This window comes from Bacteroides mediterraneensis (assembly GCF_900128455.1).
GTDB classification, from domain to species: domain Bacteria; phylum Bacteroidota; class Bacteroidia; order Bacteroidales; family Bacteroidaceae; genus Phocaeicola; species Phocaeicola mediterraneensis.
Window position 1 is genome coordinate 190,827 of the sequence record NZ_LT635783.1, and the last position, 18,525, is coordinate 209,351.

An 18,525-nucleotide genomic window follows, 5' to 3' on the forward strand; every position below is an offset into this window, starting at 1 on the left:
GTTATTGTTTGTCTTTATTCTTCTTTTCGCCGTCACCGGTATCCGTATTCATCCGGATATAGTCGCCGCCCGGCGAGAAGGTCAGCACGTCCGTTTCCTCGTTGTATGCCACGTCGATGCGGTAGCCCGTGTTCATGTACAGGCTGCCGTCCTCCGCCCGGCTGAGTAGGTAGGTTTCCGGCTTCAGCACGCGGCGCACGCCCTTGCGCCGGAACAGTGTCACCTTATACAGTTCTCCTTCCTTATATACCAGTATGCCAGGACCGGTTTCCGCGCTTTCCCAGTTCCCGCAGATTCTGTCGCGTGTGTCGCCATCTTCTTTTGCCATTATATCACAGGCTTGCAGCATCAGCGATGCCATGCCTATCAGACCGCCACACAGCAGCAGCCTTTCCGTCTTTGTCAGTTTGATGTTCATTTTCTTGTCTTTTTTAAGTTCTGTTTTTTAGATTGGTTATTTATTCTGTTATCTTTCCGTCAGAATCCCGGTCTTCTGCCTTTACGCCTGCACATGCGGTTTTCCCTTGCGCCATTCTCCGGCGCCTCCCTCCGTGCAGGTACCGCCTGCCGTACTGCGGGCTTACCGAACAGCTCGTCCGCATCAGGCTTCTTGCCCGTCATCCGACAGAATCGGGCATCCAGTTCCCGGTATGCCTTTTCCACCTGCTTGAGCACCGTTTCGCGCGGTCCCTTGTGGTCAATGCCGTATTTGTTCAGGATTTCCGGCTTGTACCACATCGGGTCGTCATAGTCTTTCCGGTACACCATACCTCTCAGATAGAGCAGTTCCTGATATTTTTCTTCCAGATAGTCCCTTGCCGGAGCGGGGCAGATGCTTTCGTAAGCCTTTTCCACTGCAAGAGTGATTTTTCCCTTGGCTCTTCCTGCCTCGCACAGTTCTTTCATGTGTTGCTCCTTCCCATATCCCCTGCAGTCCTGTTCAGCAGGCATCCGGTGAACCTGTATTTCCAGTTTCTTGTACCGCTGGTAGTCTTCTTCCAGTCCGTATCGCCTTCTGATATGTTCCGGTAGCGAAGTCCCGAATGTCAGAAACTCACGGAACCATGAGATATGCTCCCGGATTTCCTCCCGTTTCCGCAGCGCTTCATCGCTGTATCCGTCATCAATGTACATGTTGTCAGTCTTTTGGTTCATAAATCATTTTCTATTTTTCATTTACTGTATATTTCCTGCCGGTTCACTGTCCCGTCCGTTCCTCCAGCCGTCGCTCCGCCACCTGACGGATGGCAGCTTCCATGTCGCCTCCCGGTTTCTCCGCCAGTTCGCGCACTTCCATCTTCTCCGTCTCCTCCGTCGTGTAGGCGAGATACTCTTGCATCGACACCTCCGTGACATATACCGCCGAATGCGTGCCCCCAAGTCCTATCCACACCTCCTTGTACCGCCTCGACGGGTCGTTGGACTGGTTGATCGAGAGTATCTGCGACTTCTCCTTTTCCGTCAGACCCAGCAGCGACTGTATCTGGTCGAACTTGTTCATGTACTTGCGCTGGTCCAGCAGGATTTTGCAGTCCGAGTTGTTGATGATGCTTTCCTTCACGATGGGCGAGCTGATGATGTCGTCCACTTCCTGTGTCACCACAATCGCCTCCCCGAAATACTTTCTCACCGTCTTGTACATGTATCGCAGGTAGTCAGCCATGTTTGCCGATGAAAGGNACTGGATGCCGAAACGCTTGCAGCCGATGTGCTTCACCTTGCGCTTGTCCTCCTTGTGCAGCGACTTCATGATGAGGTGTACCAGCATCGGGCTTTCGCTGCCCAGTTCCTTCAGGTAGATTTCCTGCGCGTTGTTCGGTCGGTTCACTGTGCTGCCGTCGTGGATAAAGTCCTTCATCTCCACGTTCAGGATAAGCGGCTCGTCGGCGTATTTCACATTAAAGGTATAAAAGCTGCCATCCTCCGTGATGACGCTCATGTTCGTCTCGCTGCGGAAGTCCCTGACCGTCGCCTTCACGCGGATGACGTTCTCCGCGCCGTCCGCCTTGCCCGCTATCAGGTTGGGCGAACCCAAGTCCACGTAGCGCACCGCCGCCGGAAACAGGATGTGGACGGTCTTGTCATACGTGACTTCCAGACCGTGCGGCGGTATCATGCGGTCGAACATCAGCTTCTTCGTCAGACCGTGGTACAGGTCGCCGTCCTCCTCCGTCTGCGGATAGACGTCCTTCACCAGTTCCAGCCCGTCTTCCTTGGCGGTGGCGGTGCTGTCGTTCGTCACTCCCTGCGCGTAGGTCGCACAGGCGATGCCCATCAGCAGGGCAAACATTGTCATTACTTTCTTGATACTCATTTTACGTTGGATTTAGTGGTAAGTAAAAATTGGTTTGTTGATTATTTTTTCTTTTTTCGCCTTTATGTTTTTGGACTGTTCATTCCTTTTCTTGGTAGAGCAATACCCTGTACCCTGACTTCAGATGTACCTTGACCGTGCGCATCCTTTTCGAGATGTACTGCGAGATGCCCTGTATCGCCCCTCGCCCCAAGTCGGAGGCGAGCTGCGCCCCCGCGTCGGTCGATATGTTGATGCTGCTGCCGAGCGAGCTGCCCATGTTCGCCCCGATTTCCTTTGTCGCGTCTATCTCCATCGAGCCGGGTATGAAGATGCCCGCCTGCCCGTCGCTGTCGTACACCTCCAGTTCTACCGGGATGATGTTTCCCCCGTGTTCCAGCGAGGTGATGCCGATGCCGAGCCTTTCGCCCTGCAACCGTGCCGCGCCCACAAGGAGCGTGTTCCGGGGGATGACGCGCCCCGACACGCGCATCGGCTCCAGCAGCCGGAGCTTCACCGTCTGCCCGTCCGTAATGGTCTGGTCGCCCTGCACGCAGGCGGCGATGGTGTTCTTTTCCGAGGCTTCCGCCGTGCCGATGGCGGTGTGGAAGCCGTAGTTCCGTTCACCTGCGTAGTCCGCGATGAAAGCCGAGTCCGTCATGGGCTGCGGCAAGGCGGACACCACCGCCGGACGCACCCCGCTTACCGGTTCCGCCTTCATGCTCTTTCCGTCCGCCTTGGCGGATGTTTCCGTCCCTTCGGGATGTGCGGTCTGCCCGGCATTGCCCTTCCCGTTCTGATATCTTGCCGCCAGTTCGTAGGACTTTTCCAAGAGCGCGACCTGTTCCTCCATCGAGGACGGCTTGCCCTCCTGCGCCATCAGCATGGCTTCCAGTTCGTCAATGCGTTCCCGAAGCTCCTCCTTTTCCCGGTCCTCCTTCGGCGGCTCGTAGAACGTGCCCAGCGAAGTGTTCAGCCGCTCGTAGGCGGCAGCGGAGGTGCGTATGCCCGCCTGTTGCTTATCGGCACGCTCATTTTCGGACGGTTCCGTCTGTGTCAGGCGGTAGTCGTCCGATGCAGCCGCCGTGTCCGGCTTTTCCGCGCCGTCGTGCCAGAACGAGGACAGGTCGCCCACCATGCCCCGCCGTTCTTTCTGCCGGTTCTCCAACTGCAACTGCTCGTAGGCTTTCGCCTTGTCACCGATGATTTTCGAGTCTTCGGGCAGGGGCATGTCCGTGTTGAATCCCTGACCCTGCCGTGCCTTCTCCCTGTCCTCGGAGGACGGTGCGAAGATGAGCCACATGCAGCCCAAGAATAGCAGTCCCATCAGCGGATAGACCAGCATCTTCCTGCGTTGCTGCCGCTGCTGTTCGGTCAGCGGCTTTTTCTCTTTCTGTTCATTTTTCTTCTGTTCCTTTTCCATACACATTATTATATAGGTTCATATTCTCCTGCACAGGCAGGTCCAATTTCTCGATGTGCCGTATCTCCATTGCCCCGTTCCCCTTGCCGAAACCGGCGATGGCGGTGACGGTCATGTACAGGCAAAGGACGGCGAAGAGGGCAAATGCCGTGAGGACTATCCCCAGACGCGCCTTCAGCGGCAGGGCTTCCAGTTTCCTGCGCACCCCGCCTTTCAAGCCTTCAATCAGAGTTTTCATCTTTCCCATACGCGCATCATCTTTCTATGGTTCGGATGTCCTTGTTCTCCAGCACCGTGAAGCCCTCGATGGTAAATCCGTTCGGATTGTCGTCCGAGCGGCTCGCGTTGAGCAGGCGGCAGGCGGTCACAAGCGTGCGTTCCGTCACGTTGCTCTCGCGGATAATCATCTGCCTTGCGTATGTCCTCGCCTCGTAGGGATAACGGTCAAAGTTGCACACCACGCTGTCCACCTGAAGCACTTGGTTGATGTTGCCGGCGATGATGCGGTTGTAGAAGCCCTTTTCGGCGAAGTCGGCGTAGTAGTTGTACGCGCTCTTGTCCGCCAAGAGCAGGGCACGCTTCACGTTGTGCTCTATCGCGCTTTTCTCCGGCGAGAGCGTGAAGAACAGCTCATGAAAACGGCGCACGTGTTCCCTCGCTTCCGCCGGACGGTTCTGCGACAGGTCCTGCGAGAGCGCGAGCATCAGGCTCTTGCCCCCGTCGAGGACGTATATCTTCTGCCGCTGCGCTTCGGCAAAGCGGAAGGCGCATACCACCGAGCAGACCACCACGAGGGCGCAGGCTGCCGTATAGACGATGCCGAACAGACGTATCTGCCGGAAACTCGTCTCGATGTTCTTTAGTGATTTGAATTCCATTTTTCTTTTCGTCTTTCTTTTTCTGTTTGTAAAATCATGTTTCGGTATCCTTTTTCCGAAGTGGCACTTCGGGGAGGTCAGAGTGGCACATAGGCAACCCCAATGTGCCACTTCGACTGTTCCGGCTGTTACCTCTTGAACACCTTTCCAGCCGTTCCCTTGATGAGCTTCCCGGCACGCCCCGCCATGTTTCCTGCGGCTGCACCTGCCACGCTGCCGCCCAAAGCCCCGGCGGTCCCGATGTTCTTGTTGTAGCTGCCGATGCCGCCTCCGGCTTGGATAATCCAGCCCGCCACCGTCGGTATGGTGAAATACCCCACGATGCCGATGATAAGGAATACGATGTACACCCCGTCGCTTGCATCCAGCGAAAAGTTCGGGTCGGTCTGCATACGCTCGATGTCCTGCTGGAGCATCAGTATCTGGATTTTCGCCAGTATGGTGCTGAACAAATCCGACACGGGAAGCCAGAGGTAAATCTGTATGTAGCGGCTGAACCACGCCGAGAGCGTCGAGTGGAAGCCGTCCCACACGGAGAAGGCGAAGGCTATCGGCCCCAGTATGGACAGCACCACGAGGAAGAACGTCCGTAGCGTGTCGATGATGAGCGCGGCTGCGGCGAACATCAGTTCAAGCAGTTCGCGGAACCAGTCACGCACGCTTTTCTTGATGTTGTACGCCGCCCGGTCCATGTACATCCCCGTCATCGTCACGAGATCCGAGGGTGACCAGCCCAGCTCGTCCAGCTGCCGGTCAAACTCCTCGTCCGAGGCGAGGTAGGCGGTTTCCGGGTTGCGCATCAGTGCCTCGTACTCCAGTTTGTCCTTCTGCTCCCGGTACTCGTTCATGTCGAAGGTCTGTTCTTCGAGAATCCCGTGTACGCCCTGCACGATGGGACTCAGCACGCTGTTCATCGTGCCCAATACGATGGTCGGGAAGAACAGGATGCACAGACCTAATGCAAAAGGTCTCAGCAGCGGGTACACGTCTATAGCTTCGGCTCGTGCAAGCGACTGCCATACGCGCATCGCCACATAGAACAGTGCGCCCAGCCCGGCAAGCCCTTTCGCCACGCCCGTCATGTCCGCGCAAAGCGGCATCATCTCGTCATAGAGCGAAAGGAGTATCTGGTGAAGGTTGTCGAACTCTCCCATAGGCTACCAGTACCTTTCGTTAGCCGTTCCGTACAGCGACATCACCCGGTCCATGTCGTTCTTCTTCCTTGCCCGCAGGTAGCTCACCGAGATGGTCTTGCCCGTGTAGTAGCGCACGAGGTTTCGGTAGTTCATCAGGCTGCGGTAGGCATTGTCGATGATTGCCAGCCGTTCCGCGTCCGAGAGCGACATCCCCGTGACGTTCACCACGTTCTTCAGGTCTTGCAGCACGTCCGAGCTTTCGTCTATCAGCATGGCGTAGCCCGACGAGATGGCGGCAAGCTCATCGGGGGTATAGTTCTCGTCCGAGAGCATCTTCTGGTAGTTTTCCACATAGATTTCGGAGATTTCCATAACCAGCCCGATGCTCTTCGTCACCTTCACGCCTCCTTTCACCACGTCATGCACGGATTTCAAGGCGTCGTAATACTTCTTGCCCTGCTCAAAAACCTTCTTGGTTTCCAGAAAGCCGTTCAGGGTGTTCGCCTTCGTGCCAGCCGTCTCCACCATCTCCTTGGCGGAGTTGATGATGCTCTGGGCGAGGTTGCCGGGGTCGGACACCACCCATTGGGCGTTTGCCGTGCCCGCACCCGTGAGGCACAGGCAGACCGCTATCAGCGGCATTCTCAGTTTCTGTCTCATTCTCATTCACGTTGGATTTAGTGGTACATTAGTTTTTTATTGTTCTTCTTTCTTTTCGTCGTCCGAAGCATTATCCGTGTTCACCCGGATATAGTCGCCGTTCGGCGAGAAGGTCAGCACGTCCGTTTCCTCGTTGTACGCCACGTCGATGCGGAAGCCCGTGTTCATGTAGAGGTTGCCGTTCTCCTCCCGTTGGAGCAGGTAGGTTTCCGGCTTCAGCCTGCGGCGCACGCCCGACCGCCGGAACAGCGTCACCTTGTAGTGTTCACCCTCCTTATACACCAGTATGTCGGGTCCCGCCTCCGCACTCTGCCAGTTGCCGCAAATCTTCTCGCGGACATCCTCGCTTTCCTTCATTACCGTTTCGCAGGCTTGCAGCATCAGCGATGCCAAGCCAATCAGACCGCCGCAAAGCAGCAGCCGTTGTGTCTTTGTCAGTTCAATGTTCATTTTCTGTTTCAATTTTTAATGTCGTTGAATAATCTGTTTACTGTTTTTCTTCTTTCCGCCTTTCCGCTATCTGTCGTATGGCGGCTTCCATGTCGCCGCCCAGCTTCTCCGCCAGTTCGCGGACTTCCATCTTCTCCGTTTCCTCCGTCGTGTAGGCGTAGGCTAAGCACCCAGCGCCTTGTCATATTTCTATGGTAGGTTTCCGAGTACTCGCCTCCGAACCGGACTTACAAGTCTCCCTGTATCCGGCTCTCCACTAATTAATTCAGTCTGATTCTTCGGTCGGGGTCTATTTTTGCATGACATTTTGAGCAGACAGCCAAAGTTTTTCGTCTTCGAGCTATCATTTTCTTTTCCCAGTCGGATTTACCTTTCAGGTCTTTAAGTTTGCGAACGTGATGCATTTCGAGTTTATCGGTAGCACCGCATAATTCGCAGACTTGGAGTTTCAGCCTTTCCATAAGGCTATTACGTCCACCTGTTATGGAAACTGTCCGTGGAATAGTGTCACAGTAAATATTCCCTGCAACCTTTTTGCGTTTGAAACCATCATGATAAAATGATTGGTAAAGTGTCTTACCCTTGCTATTTTCATATGCCACTTGGAAAACCTTGTTCTTTTTATATTTCAGAAGTATTTTCTTTACAGATGATTTGTATTTGTTCGCAAATACCTTATACATGCTGTATGACATAATGTGATAGAAAGAATTGATGACATAGCTATTATTGGCTATTGAGTAGTAATTATAGAACCCTCGGATTTCGGCATTGAACTGACTGACTATTTCCAAGTCATCCAAGTTCAGCATGTACGTTCTGACGATGGATTTCCAAACCTCTTTGCCATTGACAACCGCTATTCTTGCGACTTTATAATCAAAGAGTTTCTTCCGCATCGTTTCAAAATTCAGGTACAAGACAGGCTTGTGTCCGAATGCCCTAACCGTTCTACCGAACTTATCCTTACGTAAATCGTTACACCTGCGTATAAATACGTCATATCCGAGAAATTTCGCTGGTTTTTGTGCATTGGTTATCAGTGTCTTTTCATCTGACAGTTCCAGTTTAAGAGCTTCATTAAGATAATTCTTAATATCCTCTTTTACTGTTTTGCAGTCTTCAAGACTACCGGTAATTCCAATCAGAAAATCATCTGCGTATCTCACGTATTTTAACCGTTTGATGCTGCTGTCCATTTCATTACGTGCCGGATAGTTGTTCCGTTCTTCTCGTAGCCGCTTAATTTCAGCGGTCATCTGTTCCCTTACCTTTGCATCTTTCTCATTTTTCAGTTTCTTTGCCAGTCGGTATCTCCGCTGTTCGTAGAGCTTGTATCGAGCGTCGCCTTTTCTCGTTACTCCTTTATTGAACCGATTGGTGTATTCCTTGATGTACTTGTCGAACTTGTCAAGGTAGATATTAGCCAGTATTGGGCTGATAATCCCGCCTTGCGGAGTTCCACTGTACGTTCTATGAAATACCCAGTCTTCCACATATCCGGCATTCAGGAACTTTCGGATAAGCCGCAAAAATCTTTCGTCAGCGATACGTTCCCGAAGAATATTAATCAATACGTCATGATTGATATTGTCGAAGAATCCTTTAATATCGCCTTCAATAAACCATTTCACGGCAGTGAATGTCTTTTGTATATCTATAAGAGCAGTATGACAACTTCGTTTGGGACGAAACCCATGCGAAGTATGTTCAAAACTACCTTCATAGATTGCTTCAAGTATCATTCTAACTACTTCCTGTACCAGCTTATCATCAAAAGAGGGTATGCCAAGCGGACGTTTTTTCCCGTTTTTCTTAAGTATGTACGTCCTTTTGGACGGGTTAGGCTGATAAGTCTCATTTTTAAGACTACCAATCAGTTGTTCAATTCGGTCAATGCTCATTCCGTCAATGGTTTTACCATCGGCTCCTGCCGTCATGTTGCCTGTCTTGCTATAAATATTCTGATAGGCTACATAAAACATTTCCTCGTTAAACAGTACTCTATACAGCCGCTCAAACTTATAGTTCAAGTTACCGCTGTGTTTACTCAGACTGTTCAACACATTTTCTGGATTTCTCATGTCTCTCACATCTTCCTTTAAATTGTTAAACTTAATTAGCTGCTTCCCTTCGCCATGTACAGGGCGTTACCCTGCTCAGACTACTATGGAAGCTCCGTTGCCATGCCGGATATTCAGGGGCAGACCCCATAGCCGTACAACTGGCTTTCCGGTTTAGGCAATCCCCGTTTAGAAATTTGACGACTATTTGGCTTGACAGATTGTCGGATACGACTTTCGTCCTTTACTACTTATGGTAGTTGCCTTGCGGTAAGTTTATGCTACTCCTGCTACAAATCATCAGTGTAGTACCGCAACATGACGGTATAATTCCGAAGAATTATTCAACTGTCTTCCGTCATTGCCCAAGGATACGACTGCTCGGACTATCGTTCAACCAATACAGGCTTTATCCTCATATCTGTCATTTTAACTTGCCATTCGGTCGCAGCCTGACAGTTGGCTGACTTATGGCTTTACCAACGTGCTGTGTTCCCTTATGGGGTTTCCCCCTCCGGTAAGCGGTTGTTAATGGGCATTATAAACACTTGCCCAGTCGCTTGCCAAAGCGACATTCATCAAATTCCCTTTACGGGCGCACTAAATACTCCTGCATGGACACCTCCGTGGCGTACACCGCCGACTGCGTGCCGCCCAAGCCTATCCACACCTCCTTGTACCGTCTTGACGGGTCGTTGGACTGGTTGATGGAGAGTATCTGCGACTTCTCCTTTTCCGTCAGCCCCAACAGCCCCTGTATCTGGTCAAAGCGGTTCATGAATTTTCTTTGGTCGAGCAGTATCTTGCAGTCCGAGTTGTTGATGATGCTCTCCTTCACGATGGGCGACGAGATGATGTCGTCCACCTCCTGCGTCACCACAATCGCCTCGCCGAAGTATTTTCTGACCGTCTTGTACATATAGCGCAGATAATCAGCCATGTTCGCCGAAGAAAGGGCCTTCCAAGCCTCCTCCACGATGAGCTGTTTCCGGACGCCTTTCAGCCGCCGCATCTTGTTGATAAATGCTTCCATGATGATAATCGTAACCACTGGAAAAAGCTCGGCATTATCCTTTACGGAATCAATTTCGAAGACCACGAACCGCTTGTGCAGCAGGTCGATGTTCTCCGTGGAGTTGAGCAGGAAGTCGTACCGTCCGCCCCGGTAATACTGCCGGAGCGTGGTCAGGAAGTTGTCGATGTTGAAGTCCGTCTTCGCCACCTTGATGTAGCGTTCCTCCATCTCCTTGCGGTACACGTCCCGCATGTACTCGTAGAACGAGTTGAACGACGGCACGATATTCTTGTCCTGCTGGATTTTCAGGATGTAGGCGTTCACCGCGCTGCCCAGTTCCGCCGACTCCGTTTTCGTGGCGGGTTCGTTCTCGCTTTTCCACAGGGTGAGCAGCAGCGTCTTGATGCTGTCCTTCTTCTCCACGTCGAACACCCCGTCATCCGTGTAGAACGGGTTGAACGAGATAGGCTTTTCCTCCGTGTAGGTGAAGTAGATGCCGTCCCTGCCCTTCGTCTTGCGGTGTATCATCTCGCACAGCCCTTGGTAGGAGTTGCCCGTATCGACCAGCACCACGTGGGATCCTTGTTCGTAATACTGCCTGACAAGGTGGTTCATGAAGAATGACTTGCCGCTTCCCGAAGGACCCAGTACGAACTTGTTTCTGTTCGTCGTCACGCCCCGCTTCATCGGCAGGTCGGAGATGTCGATGTGCAGCGGCTTGCCGCTTATCCTGTCCGCCATGCGGATGCCGAAGGCGGAGGGCGAGTCCTTGTAGTTGGTCTCGCCGGCGAAGAGGCACACCGCCTGCCCGATGAACGTGTGGAACGCTTCTTCCGCCGGGAAGTCGGCTGCGTTGCCGGGGATGCCCGCCCAGAACAGCGTCGGGCAGTCCGTCGTGTTGTGGCGCGGCACGCATCCCATTGAAGCCAGCTGGCTGCCCACGTCGTTCTTGATGCGTTTCAGCTCCTCCGCGTCGTCGCTCCACGCCATCACGTTGAAGTGGGCGCGGACGGACTTCAGCCCCTGTGAGTGGGCTTCGTTCAGGTACTCCTCGATCCACTCGCGGTTGATGGCGTTCTGGCGGCTGTACCGCGAGAGCGACTGCATGTTTCTCGCCGTTTTCTCGAAGCGGCGCAGTTCCTCGTCGCTGTTGCCGATGAACACGTACTGGTTGTATATGTGGTTGCAGGGAAGCAGCAGGCCCACGGGAGCGGCGAACGACAGGCGGCAGTCCGAGCGGTCGGTGGAGAGCCGCTCGTAACGGCAGTCCGTCGCCACCGCAGCGGGCAGGTCTTCCGTGTCCGACAGGGTGTGCAGGCACAGCCGGTTGTCGCCGATGCGCATCTCCCTCGCCGTCATTTCCATGTCCTCCAGACAGTCCACATTGCCCGGCGAGAGCGCGAAGTACCTGCCTATGATGCCCGTTTCCTTCTCCGTGCCCGTAAGCTCGTAATCGGAGAGCCGGCGCAGCCGGATGTGCCCCGAATCGTTCAGGATACGCGCGAACTGCTCCACCGCCTCGATGAACTTCACCGCCGTTTCCTTGTCCTGCATCTCCTTCGGCACGATGTGCCCCCGGCACAGGGTGTTCCAGTTGCTCTGCTGCCTCATGCGCTCCTTCGTTGTCTTGGTCAGGAACAGGTAGCACTTGTGATGGAGGAAAGGTCTTTCGTTGAAGTGCATCTCGTAGCTGCAGGCGAGGAAGCCCATGCCCTCCCTGCCTGTGTCGGGGCGGTACCGCTCCTTCACGTACCAGTCCTGCTTGTGCAGCACCGAGTAGTCGGGCAGCACCTTTATCGCCTTGCACCACGTGGCATGGATGGCCTCGTACTCCTCCGCCGTGACGGTATAGACCTCCGGCAGTTCCACCTCGAAGGCGGCGGTAATGTCCGCGTCCTTCGAGACGATGCAGCCGTGCTCCACCGAGAGCAGCGGGAAGCGGCTTTCCAGCGTGGTGGCTTTCATTACATTTCTCATACGTTTCTTCCTTTCTTTTTTCGTCTTAACAGATTGGACACCCGTCTGCGGTGGAGCACATGGCGGGGGCGCATCCGTGCCGCGCCCAGCTTCATCAGCCCGTGTTCGCCGTACTTCGCGTTCAGGCGGAACGTGAGCCAGACGGTGGCGGAAGCCGACACCACACCGAAGCCGATGCAGAGCCACTGGCCCGCGCCTGCCATGTACAGGATGACAAAGAGGATGAAGGCGGCAAGCAGCCCGCCTGCGAAGATGAACAGGTATTGCGCCTTCAGTCCCTTGAACTCCACCGGACGGCCTATGCCCTTGTTGATAGGGTATTCAGCCATTGTCCTTACACCTTATTATATATGTATGGGAATGTACGTTTATTAAAGGAAGAACGAACGGAGAATCGTCGCGCTCACAATCAGGAAGATGCACGCCCCGAACCAGCTTGCTGCGGTCTTCGAGGTGTCGGGGTCGCCGGCGCTGAACTTGCCATATACCTTGATGCCCCCGATAAGCCCGACGACAGCGCCGATGGCGTAGATGAGTTTCGTCGCCGGGTCAAAGTATGAAGTGACCATGCTGGTGGCTTCGGTGATGCCCGCCATGCCGTTGCCTTGTGCGGACGCTGAGATGTTTGCAGCCAGCAGAAGGGCTGCGAGAATGATTTGTTTTTTCTTCAATGTCTTTGTCATAATCGTTTCTTTTTTGTGCCTCCGGGTTGGATAGTCCCTTTGGCGGTTGATACTTGTTTTACTTCTTGCGGCTTTGGATGAAGCCGGCTTGTGGATTTAGTGGTTCGGTGGCAAGCCGGGGTTTAGCCGTAGTCGATTTTCTTTTTTCGCATCATTGTTTCGTTTTACTTGTTATACAAAATCACGGATATTGAAATCCTCAATATTGTCCGGCACGTTTGGGACTGTAGTCCGTACCGCCGTCGGGGTCGGTTCCTTCCGTATGGTGGCGGAAACGCTGTCCATATAGAAGTCCATCAGTTCGTTCAGTTTCCTGCGGGTCGCTTCCGAACTCTTTTCTATCATCGCGAACAGCTCGTTACCCTTCATGTCGCAGAACACCATCCCGGCGTGGCGGCGTTCCTCCATTGTGGCTGCCGGTTTCTTTACCGTCCGCATGGCAAGGTCGATGTCCTCGAAGGTGAAGCCGCTTGCCTCATGGGGTTCGCCATCGTAATCCTCATTCCCGTCATATTCTGCCATGTCCGACACGCGGCTGTCGCTGAATGTTTCATCAAGTTCGTCATCGGGCACTTGGCGTGACGGCTTGTTTTCCGGTGCTTGTCCTCCGTCGGTATCCGTTTCATCGGCAAAGGTAACGTCCTTTTCTTCCACCGCCTCGGCTTCCACGGAAGTGGCAGCTTCCGGCACTGTGGTGTCCTTTTCTGTCCCAATCCAGTCCGATATTTTGAACTTGCTCCTGCCCACGACATCGGGCGGCGGTTCCTGCCGTTTCCGGTCTGTGTTTTCTTGACTGCCGGCCTTCTGCCGTTCCTGCTGCTCCCATGTCAGATAGAAAAGTATCCACAGGTTGCACATCATCATCAGGACAATCAGGAACGTCACCATCGGCTTATCGTTATCTGTTCGACCATCCCGTGGCTCTTCTTCCCATGCAGGGTTTCCAGTTCAGCCCTGTGCTGTTCAAGGTGTTCGGTGACAATGCTGTCTATGTAACCGGATATGGTTGTCCCTTGCCCTCCCGCCATGCCTACGATCCGCTTGACGGCTTCATGGTTCTCGCGGCTGATGTACACCGCCTTCTGTGCGGTTCCTTCCGGCCTGCGCCCGTTGAGGTACTTGCCCGCATAGGCTTCTTCCTTTCCCTTGCGTCTGAAAATGTTGATGTTCAGTTTCATGATTATTTTCTTTTGAGTTAGAAAATCGGTTTGCTTAATTCATACAGTTTGGTCATCTCATCCTTGTGGCTTGCGAAATGCTCTGCCAGTACATTGTCTATGTAACCGGATAACGTAATCTTGTTCTTCCCGATAATATGGACAATATGTTGTATCCGCTCGTGGTGTTCGTCACGGATATAAGCTGTCTTACATGTGCGGGCGGTAAAGTCCGCACTCTTCAGGTATGTATAGATGTAGTTTTTTACTTTTTCCACCTCACTCGCATCTTGCGCGATACCTGTTCCTGAATTTTTTTTCTTGTCTATTTTTCTTTCCATTGTCATTTTTGCTTTTAATGTTAATAAACGTCTTCATAATTCTTTTTGTAGAGCCTGCGTATCACTTCCTCTTTCTCGCGGAAATGTTGTTCCAACACACGGTCCACATAGACTGACAGCGAAATCCCGTTTTTCCCGATGACCTGTACGATGCGCTGTATCCGCTCATGGTAATTCTTACGGATATAGGCAGTCTTGCCTGAACATATGGGAGTTTTCGGCGCATGTAGGAAGAGTTCCATATATTCCTCTTCCTGTATGGTTTCTTCCTTTTTCGCCTTTATTGACGGTTTCTCCGTTGGTCTTGTCACCTTGTCTGGGGCATTTTCATCCGTTCCAGCATTTTCAGGGGCGGCGGACGTGGGCATTTCTGGACGGAACGAGTCCAGAAACTTGCCGGGATCAATATCGACATCAAGTTTTTTAGCCATGCGTCGGGCGCTTTACGATACCGAGTATTTCTTCCGCAAGGTCATCGATGCCGCTACCTTTCGCCAGTGCTTTGTCTGGTGGCAGCAGCGTGGAACGGAAAAACGGGCGGTCGCCTTCTTCCGAACCTTCCTTGCGGAAACGCTTGCTGTCCGGCAGGCTTGTCTTCAGCGTTTCCAACCCCATCCCGGCAATCACTTTGTCATAGATGTCGTACAGGTCGGTTTTCTCGCGTTTGTCCACCATATTCCACAACAGTCGGATACCTTTGATGTTCGACTTGCCAGTGGTGATCAGCGTGTCATTGATAATGCTTGCATACTTCAGCGAACTTTCCATGATGAATCGGTCGGCGGCTATAGGACAGAAAATGTAATCCATGGTCGCCACCGTCTTGATTAATCCGAGGTTGTTCACCGTACCCGTCAGGTCGAAAAAGATGAAATCGGGCGGTGTCGCCGACTCAATGAAGGGCTTGACCGTTTCTATCGCATTGTCGGGTCGGCTGCCCACAATCGGGTAGGCACGTTTGCCGATGCGCTTGAACTGGTCGTATGCCAGCTTGCGCAGGTACGGGTTGCGCTCGATGTTCTTCAGGTCACGCTCGCGCATGTCCTTGATGCTGAACTGGGGAAAGTCGCAGTCCACGACTACTACGTCGTACCCTTTCACGTAATACAGGTAACTCGCCATCAGTACGGTGAGTGTCGTTTTGCCGGCTCCTCCCTTCTGGGTGGAGAAGGCGATGAACAAAGGTTCTTTTTTCATTCTTCTTTTTTTAATTGTTAGACATCGGTTTATTGCAGGTCGGCATATATGCCATTTCGCAGACTTGTTCATTTACACATTTACGGCTTTGCTTGTATGCTCATGAGGTTACTCGCTTGCTTGCAATCTAATGTGCCTGCTTGCGTTTCCGCCTGTACGCTTGCGTGCCGGCAGGCAGGCACACAGGCAGGAGGGCAGACAGGTACAAGGATTTGCACATTTGCGGATATGCCTGTACGGAAATAGGCAGGCTTGCCGACCTTTCTGCCTGCAAAGTAAAGGGCATTTTTCCATATCCGTATCGTTTTGGAGTTTGGTGGCAGCTTGTGGCAGCAAGTGGTAGGGAGTGGCTTCGTTCTTATCACGTTTTCAAGGGCTTAAACGCTCTACCTTTGCACCCAAGCGGCAGGGCAATGCCGAAAGCGCGTACCGCGGCCCCCGGCTCCGTCCTTCTTTTGGGCAGCCGGAGGGTATCGGGCGACCGATACCTTTATGGGATTGTTATAACAGGTATATCCCCAATCCGTCTGCTACGGATTTTTGTGTCCTCAAAGACACAGCAAGGTGTCCTTTGAGTAACTCAAAGGGTTTTCGGTTACTCCCGAAAACACACCTTGCCCCTTGCGGGGGAAGGCTTCCTCTCCGAAGTCGGGAAGCCTGTTTCCTACCTGCGGTATGCGTGCTNAGACTTCTCCTTTCGGAAGGGCTTCATTGTTGGTTCTGTTACCGCACGGGTTCATTGCTTAATACCGCACGTTCCCATAGGCTACTGTTGACGGAACAACAGGTTCAATCGTTCTATTTCCAACTCGTGGAATGAAAGTTGAACAATCATATACAAGACTTACATGTCACAGCCATGCCTCTTCCACAATCAGCTGTTTCCTTACGCCTTTCAACCGGCGCATCTTGTTGATGAACGCCTCCATGATGATGATGGTCACCACCGGGAACAGCTCGGCATTGTCCTTTATCGAGTCAATCTCGAAGACCACGAACCGTTTGTGCAGCAGGTCGATGTTCTCCGCCGAGTTGAGCAGGAAGTCGTAGCGTCCGCCCCGGTAGTACTGCCTCAGGGTGGTCAGGAAATTGTCGATGTTGAAGTCCGACTTCTCCACCTTGATGTAGCGTTCCTCCATTTCCTTGCGGTACACGTCCCGCATGTATTCGTAGAACGAGTCAAACGACGGCACGATGCCCTTGTCCTGACCGAGCAGCTGGATATAGGCGTTCACCGCGCTTCCCAGCTCCGCCGATTCCGTTTTCGTGGCGGGTTCGTTCTCGCTTTTCCACAATGTCAGCAGCAGCGTCTTGATGCTGTCCTTTTTCTCCACGTCGAACACCCCGTCATCCGTGTAGAACGGGTTGAAGCTGATGGGCTTCTCCTCCGTATAGGTGAAGTAGATGCCGTCCTTTCCGTGCGTGCGGCGGTGTATCATCTCGCACAGTCCCTGATAGGAGTTTCCCGTGTCCACCAGTACCACGTGCGTGCCCTGCTCGTAATACTGCCTGACCAAGTGGTTCATGAAGAACGACTTGCCGCTTCCGCTCGGTCCCAGCACGAACTTGTTGCGGTTCGTGGTGATGCCGCGCTTCATCGGCAGGTCGGATATGTCGATATGCAGCGGCTTGCCGCTGATACGGTCTGCCATGCGGATGCCGAAAGCCGAGGGCGAGTCCCGGTAGTTGGTCTCTCCGGCGAACAGGCATACCGCCTGCTCGACAAACGTGTGGAACGATTCCTCTGCCGGAAAGTCCGCCGCATTGCCCGGTATGCCCGCCCAGAACAGCGTCGGGCAGTCCGTCGTGTTGTGGCGGGGCACGCATCCCATCGAGGCCAGCTGGCTCCCCACGTCGTTCCTTATCCGTTTCAGCTCCTCCGTGTCGTCGCTCCACGCCATCACGTTGAAGTGGGTGCGGACGGACTTCAGCCCCTGTGAGTGGGCTTCGTTCAGATATTCCTCTATCCACTCGCAGTTGATGGCGTTCTGGCGGCTGTAGCGCGAGAGTGACTGCATGTTCCTTGCCGACTTCTCGAAGCGGCGCAGCTCCTCGTCGCTGTTGCCGACAAACACATACTGGTTGTAGATATGGTTGCAGGGCAGCAGCAGTCCCAGCGGGGCGGCAAACGACAGGCGGCAGTCCGAACGGTCGGTCGAGAGCCGTTCGTAACGGCTGTCCGTGGCTACCGCAGCCGGCAGGTCTTCCGTGTCCGACAGCGTGTGCAGGCACAGGCGCTTGTCGCCGATGCGCATCTCCTCCGCGCTCATGGCGATGTCTTCCAGACACGCCGTATCCTCCGTTGTCAGTGCCAGGTATCTGCCTATGATACCCGTTTCCTTTTCCGTTCCCGTAATCTCATCGTCCCTCAGGCGGCGCAGGCGGACGTGTCCCGAATCGTTCATGATGCGGGCGAACTGTTCCACCGCCTCCATGAACTTCACCGCCGTCTCCCTGTCCTGTATCTCCTTCGGGATGATGTGTCCGCGGCACAGCGTGCTCCAGTTGCTCTGCCGCCTCATGCGTTCCTTCGTCGTCTTGGTCAGGAACAGATAGCTTCTGTGGCTCAGATACGGGCGCTCGTTGAAGTGCATCCCGTTGCTCCGTGCCAGGAAACCCGTACCTTCCTTCTCCCAGTCGGGGCGGTACAGCTCCTTCATATACCAGTCCTGCTTGTGCAGTACCGAATAGTCGGGCAGTACCTTGATTGCCTTGCACCACGTGGCATGGATACTCTCGTATTCCTCCGCCGTTACGGTATAGACCTCCGGCAGCTCCACCTCGAAGGCTGCGGTGATGTCTGCGTCCTTCGAGATGATGCACCCGTGTTCCACCGCCAGCAGCGGGAACCGGCTCTCCAGTGTGGTGGCTTTCATTACGTTTCTCATTCTTTCCTTCCTTTCCTTTTTCGTCTCAACAGATGGGACACCCGTCTGCGGTGGAGCAGATAGCGCGGGCGCATCCGTGCAGCGCCCAGCTTCATCAGTCCGTGCTGGCCGTACTTTGCGTTCAGCCGGAACGTGAGCCATACCACGGCGGAAGCCGCCGTGACTCCCAGGCCGATGCAGACCCACTGGCTCACGCCCGCCATGTACAGGATGACAAACAGGAGGAAGGCGGCAAGCAGACCGCCCGCAAACACGAACAGGTACTGCGCCTTCAGCCCCTTGAACTCCACCGGACGACCGATGCCCTTGTTTACCGGATATTCAGCCATTGTCCTTTTATCTTATTATATATGGGAAATGCCTG

At 53.6% G+C, this 18,525-nt stretch carries 19 protein-coding genes and 1 pseudogene; all 20 read right to left on the reverse strand.

The genetic code is table 11. The features are described from left to right. Position 1 precedes the first annotated feature (1 nt). Positions 2–418 carry a DUF3876 domain-containing protein gene (locus BQ7480_RS00770; protein ID WP_072541317.1) on the reverse strand — a complete coding sequence of 139 codons (417 nt, stop codon included), beginning with the start codon at positions 416–418 and terminating at the stop codon, positions 2–4. Positions 419–477: 59 nt separating this feature from the next. Then, positions 478–1,155, reverse strand: coding sequence for a hypothetical protein (locus BQ7480_RS00775; RefSeq protein ID WP_072541318.1), 678 nt, complete (start codon positions 1,153–1,155; stop codon positions 478–480). Between the two features lie 43 nt (positions 1,156–1,198). Continuing rightward, positions 1,199–2,314, reverse strand: a complete 1,116-nt coding sequence (gene traN / locus BQ7480_RS18340; protein WP_394332611.1) for a conjugative transposon protein TraN — start codon at positions 2,312–2,314, stop codon at positions 1,199–1,201. A gap of 79 nt (positions 2,315–2,393) precedes the next feature. Beyond that, positions 2,394–3,722 carry a conjugative transposon protein TraM gene (gene traM, locus BQ7480_RS00785; RefSeq protein WP_210436317.1) on the reverse strand — a complete coding sequence of 443 codons (1,329 nt, stop codon included), beginning with the start codon at positions 3,720–3,722 and terminating at the stop codon, positions 2,394–2,396. Next, the gene (locus tag BQ7480_RS00790) at positions 3,691–3,963 is read right to left on the reverse strand and encodes a TraL conjugative transposon family protein (protein ID WP_072541320.1); all 273 of its coding nucleotides are present in this window, start codon (positions 3,961–3,963) and stop codon (positions 3,691–3,693) included. The genes traM and BQ7480_RS00790 overlap by 32 nt, the downstream gene beginning before the upstream one ends. 7 nt (positions 3,964–3,970) lie before the next feature. Continuing rightward, complete coding sequence (gene traK / locus BQ7480_RS00795; protein ID WP_004322024.1) at positions 3,971–4,594, reverse strand: conjugative transposon protein TraK; 624 nt, start codon at positions 4,592–4,594, stop codon at positions 3,971–3,973. A 128-nt stretch (positions 4,595–4,722) separates the two neighbouring features. Beyond that, positions 4,723–5,748, reverse strand: coding sequence for a conjugative transposon protein TraJ (traJ, locus tag BQ7480_RS00800; protein WP_055220750.1), 1,026 nt, complete (start codon positions 5,746–5,748; stop codon positions 4,723–4,725). A gap of 3 nt (positions 5,749–5,751) precedes the next feature. Beyond that, a complete protein-coding gene (locus tag BQ7480_RS00805) occupies positions 5,752–6,390 on the reverse strand; it encodes a DUF4141 domain-containing protein (protein ID WP_055220748.1) in 639 nt (212 codons plus the stop codon). 36 nt (positions 6,391–6,426) lie between these two features. Further along, positions 6,427–6,840 carry a DUF3876 domain-containing protein gene (locus tag BQ7480_RS00810; RefSeq protein ID WP_055220746.1) on the reverse strand — a complete coding sequence of 138 codons (414 nt, stop codon included), beginning with the start codon at positions 6,838–6,840 and terminating at the stop codon, positions 6,427–6,429. Positions 6,841–7,100: 260 nt separating this feature from the next. Next, positions 7,101–8,924 (reverse strand): reverse transcriptase/maturase family protein, encoded by a 1,824-nt coding sequence (locus tag BQ7480_RS00815; protein ID WP_072541321.1) that lies wholly within the window; start codon positions 8,922–8,924, stop codon positions 7,101–7,103. Between the two features lie 580 nt (positions 8,925–9,504). Continuing rightward, positions 9,505–11,895 (reverse strand): annotated as a pseudogene (locus tag BQ7480_RS00820) (TraG family conjugative transposon ATPase); the annotation flags it as partial. Beyond that, positions 11,892–12,224 carry a DUF4133 domain-containing protein gene (locus BQ7480_RS00825; protein WP_071148924.1) on the reverse strand — a complete coding sequence of 111 codons (333 nt, stop codon included), beginning with the start codon at positions 12,222–12,224 and terminating at the stop codon, positions 11,892–11,894. The gene BQ7480_RS00825 and the pseudogene BQ7480_RS00820, both read right to left, overlap by 4 nt. Before the next feature lie 42 nt (positions 12,225–12,266). Further along, on the reverse strand, positions 12,267–12,578 hold the full coding sequence (locus BQ7480_RS00830; protein WP_072541323.1) for a DUF4134 domain-containing protein: 312 nt from the start codon (positions 12,576–12,578) through the stop codon (positions 12,267–12,269). Positions 12,579–12,749: 171 nt separating this feature from the next. After that, entirely contained in the window at positions 12,750–13,466 is a 717-nt protein-coding gene (locus BQ7480_RS00835; RefSeq protein ID WP_072541324.1) for a conjugal transfer protein TraD, read from the reverse strand. Next, positions 13,460–13,756: a DUF3408 domain-containing protein gene (locus BQ7480_RS00840; protein WP_072541325.1), complete on the reverse strand. Its 297-nt coding sequence runs from the start codon at positions 13,754–13,756 to the stop codon at positions 13,460–13,462. Before BQ7480_RS00840 ends, BQ7480_RS00835 begins: the two co-directional genes overlap by 7 nt. 17 nt (positions 13,757–13,773) lie before the next feature. Then, positions 13,774–14,076 (reverse strand): DUF3408 domain-containing protein, encoded by a 303-nt coding sequence (locus BQ7480_RS00845; protein WP_072541326.1) that lies wholly within the window; start codon positions 14,074–14,076, stop codon positions 13,774–13,776. A 20-nt stretch (positions 14,077–14,096) separates the two neighbouring features. After that, positions 14,097–14,507: a DUF3408 domain-containing protein gene (locus BQ7480_RS00850; protein WP_072541327.1), complete on the reverse strand. Its 411-nt coding sequence runs from the start codon at positions 14,505–14,507 to the stop codon at positions 14,097–14,099. Further along, positions 14,500–15,273: a ParA family protein gene (locus BQ7480_RS00855; protein WP_072541328.1), complete on the reverse strand. Its 774-nt coding sequence runs from the start codon at positions 15,271–15,273 to the stop codon at positions 14,500–14,502. Before BQ7480_RS00855 ends, BQ7480_RS00850 begins: the two co-directional genes overlap by 8 nt. 851 nt (positions 15,274–16,124) lie before the next feature. After that, a complete protein-coding gene (locus tag BQ7480_RS00865; protein ID WP_072541330.1) occupies positions 16,125–18,161 on the reverse strand; it encodes a TraG family conjugative transposon ATPase in 2,037 nt (678 codons plus the stop codon). Then, a complete protein-coding gene (locus BQ7480_RS00870) occupies positions 18,158–18,490 on the reverse strand; it encodes a DUF4133 domain-containing protein (RefSeq protein WP_018709714.1) in 333 nt (110 codons plus the stop codon). Before BQ7480_RS00870 ends, BQ7480_RS00865 begins: the two co-directional genes overlap by 4 nt. Positions 18,491–18,525: the final 35 nt, after the last annotated feature.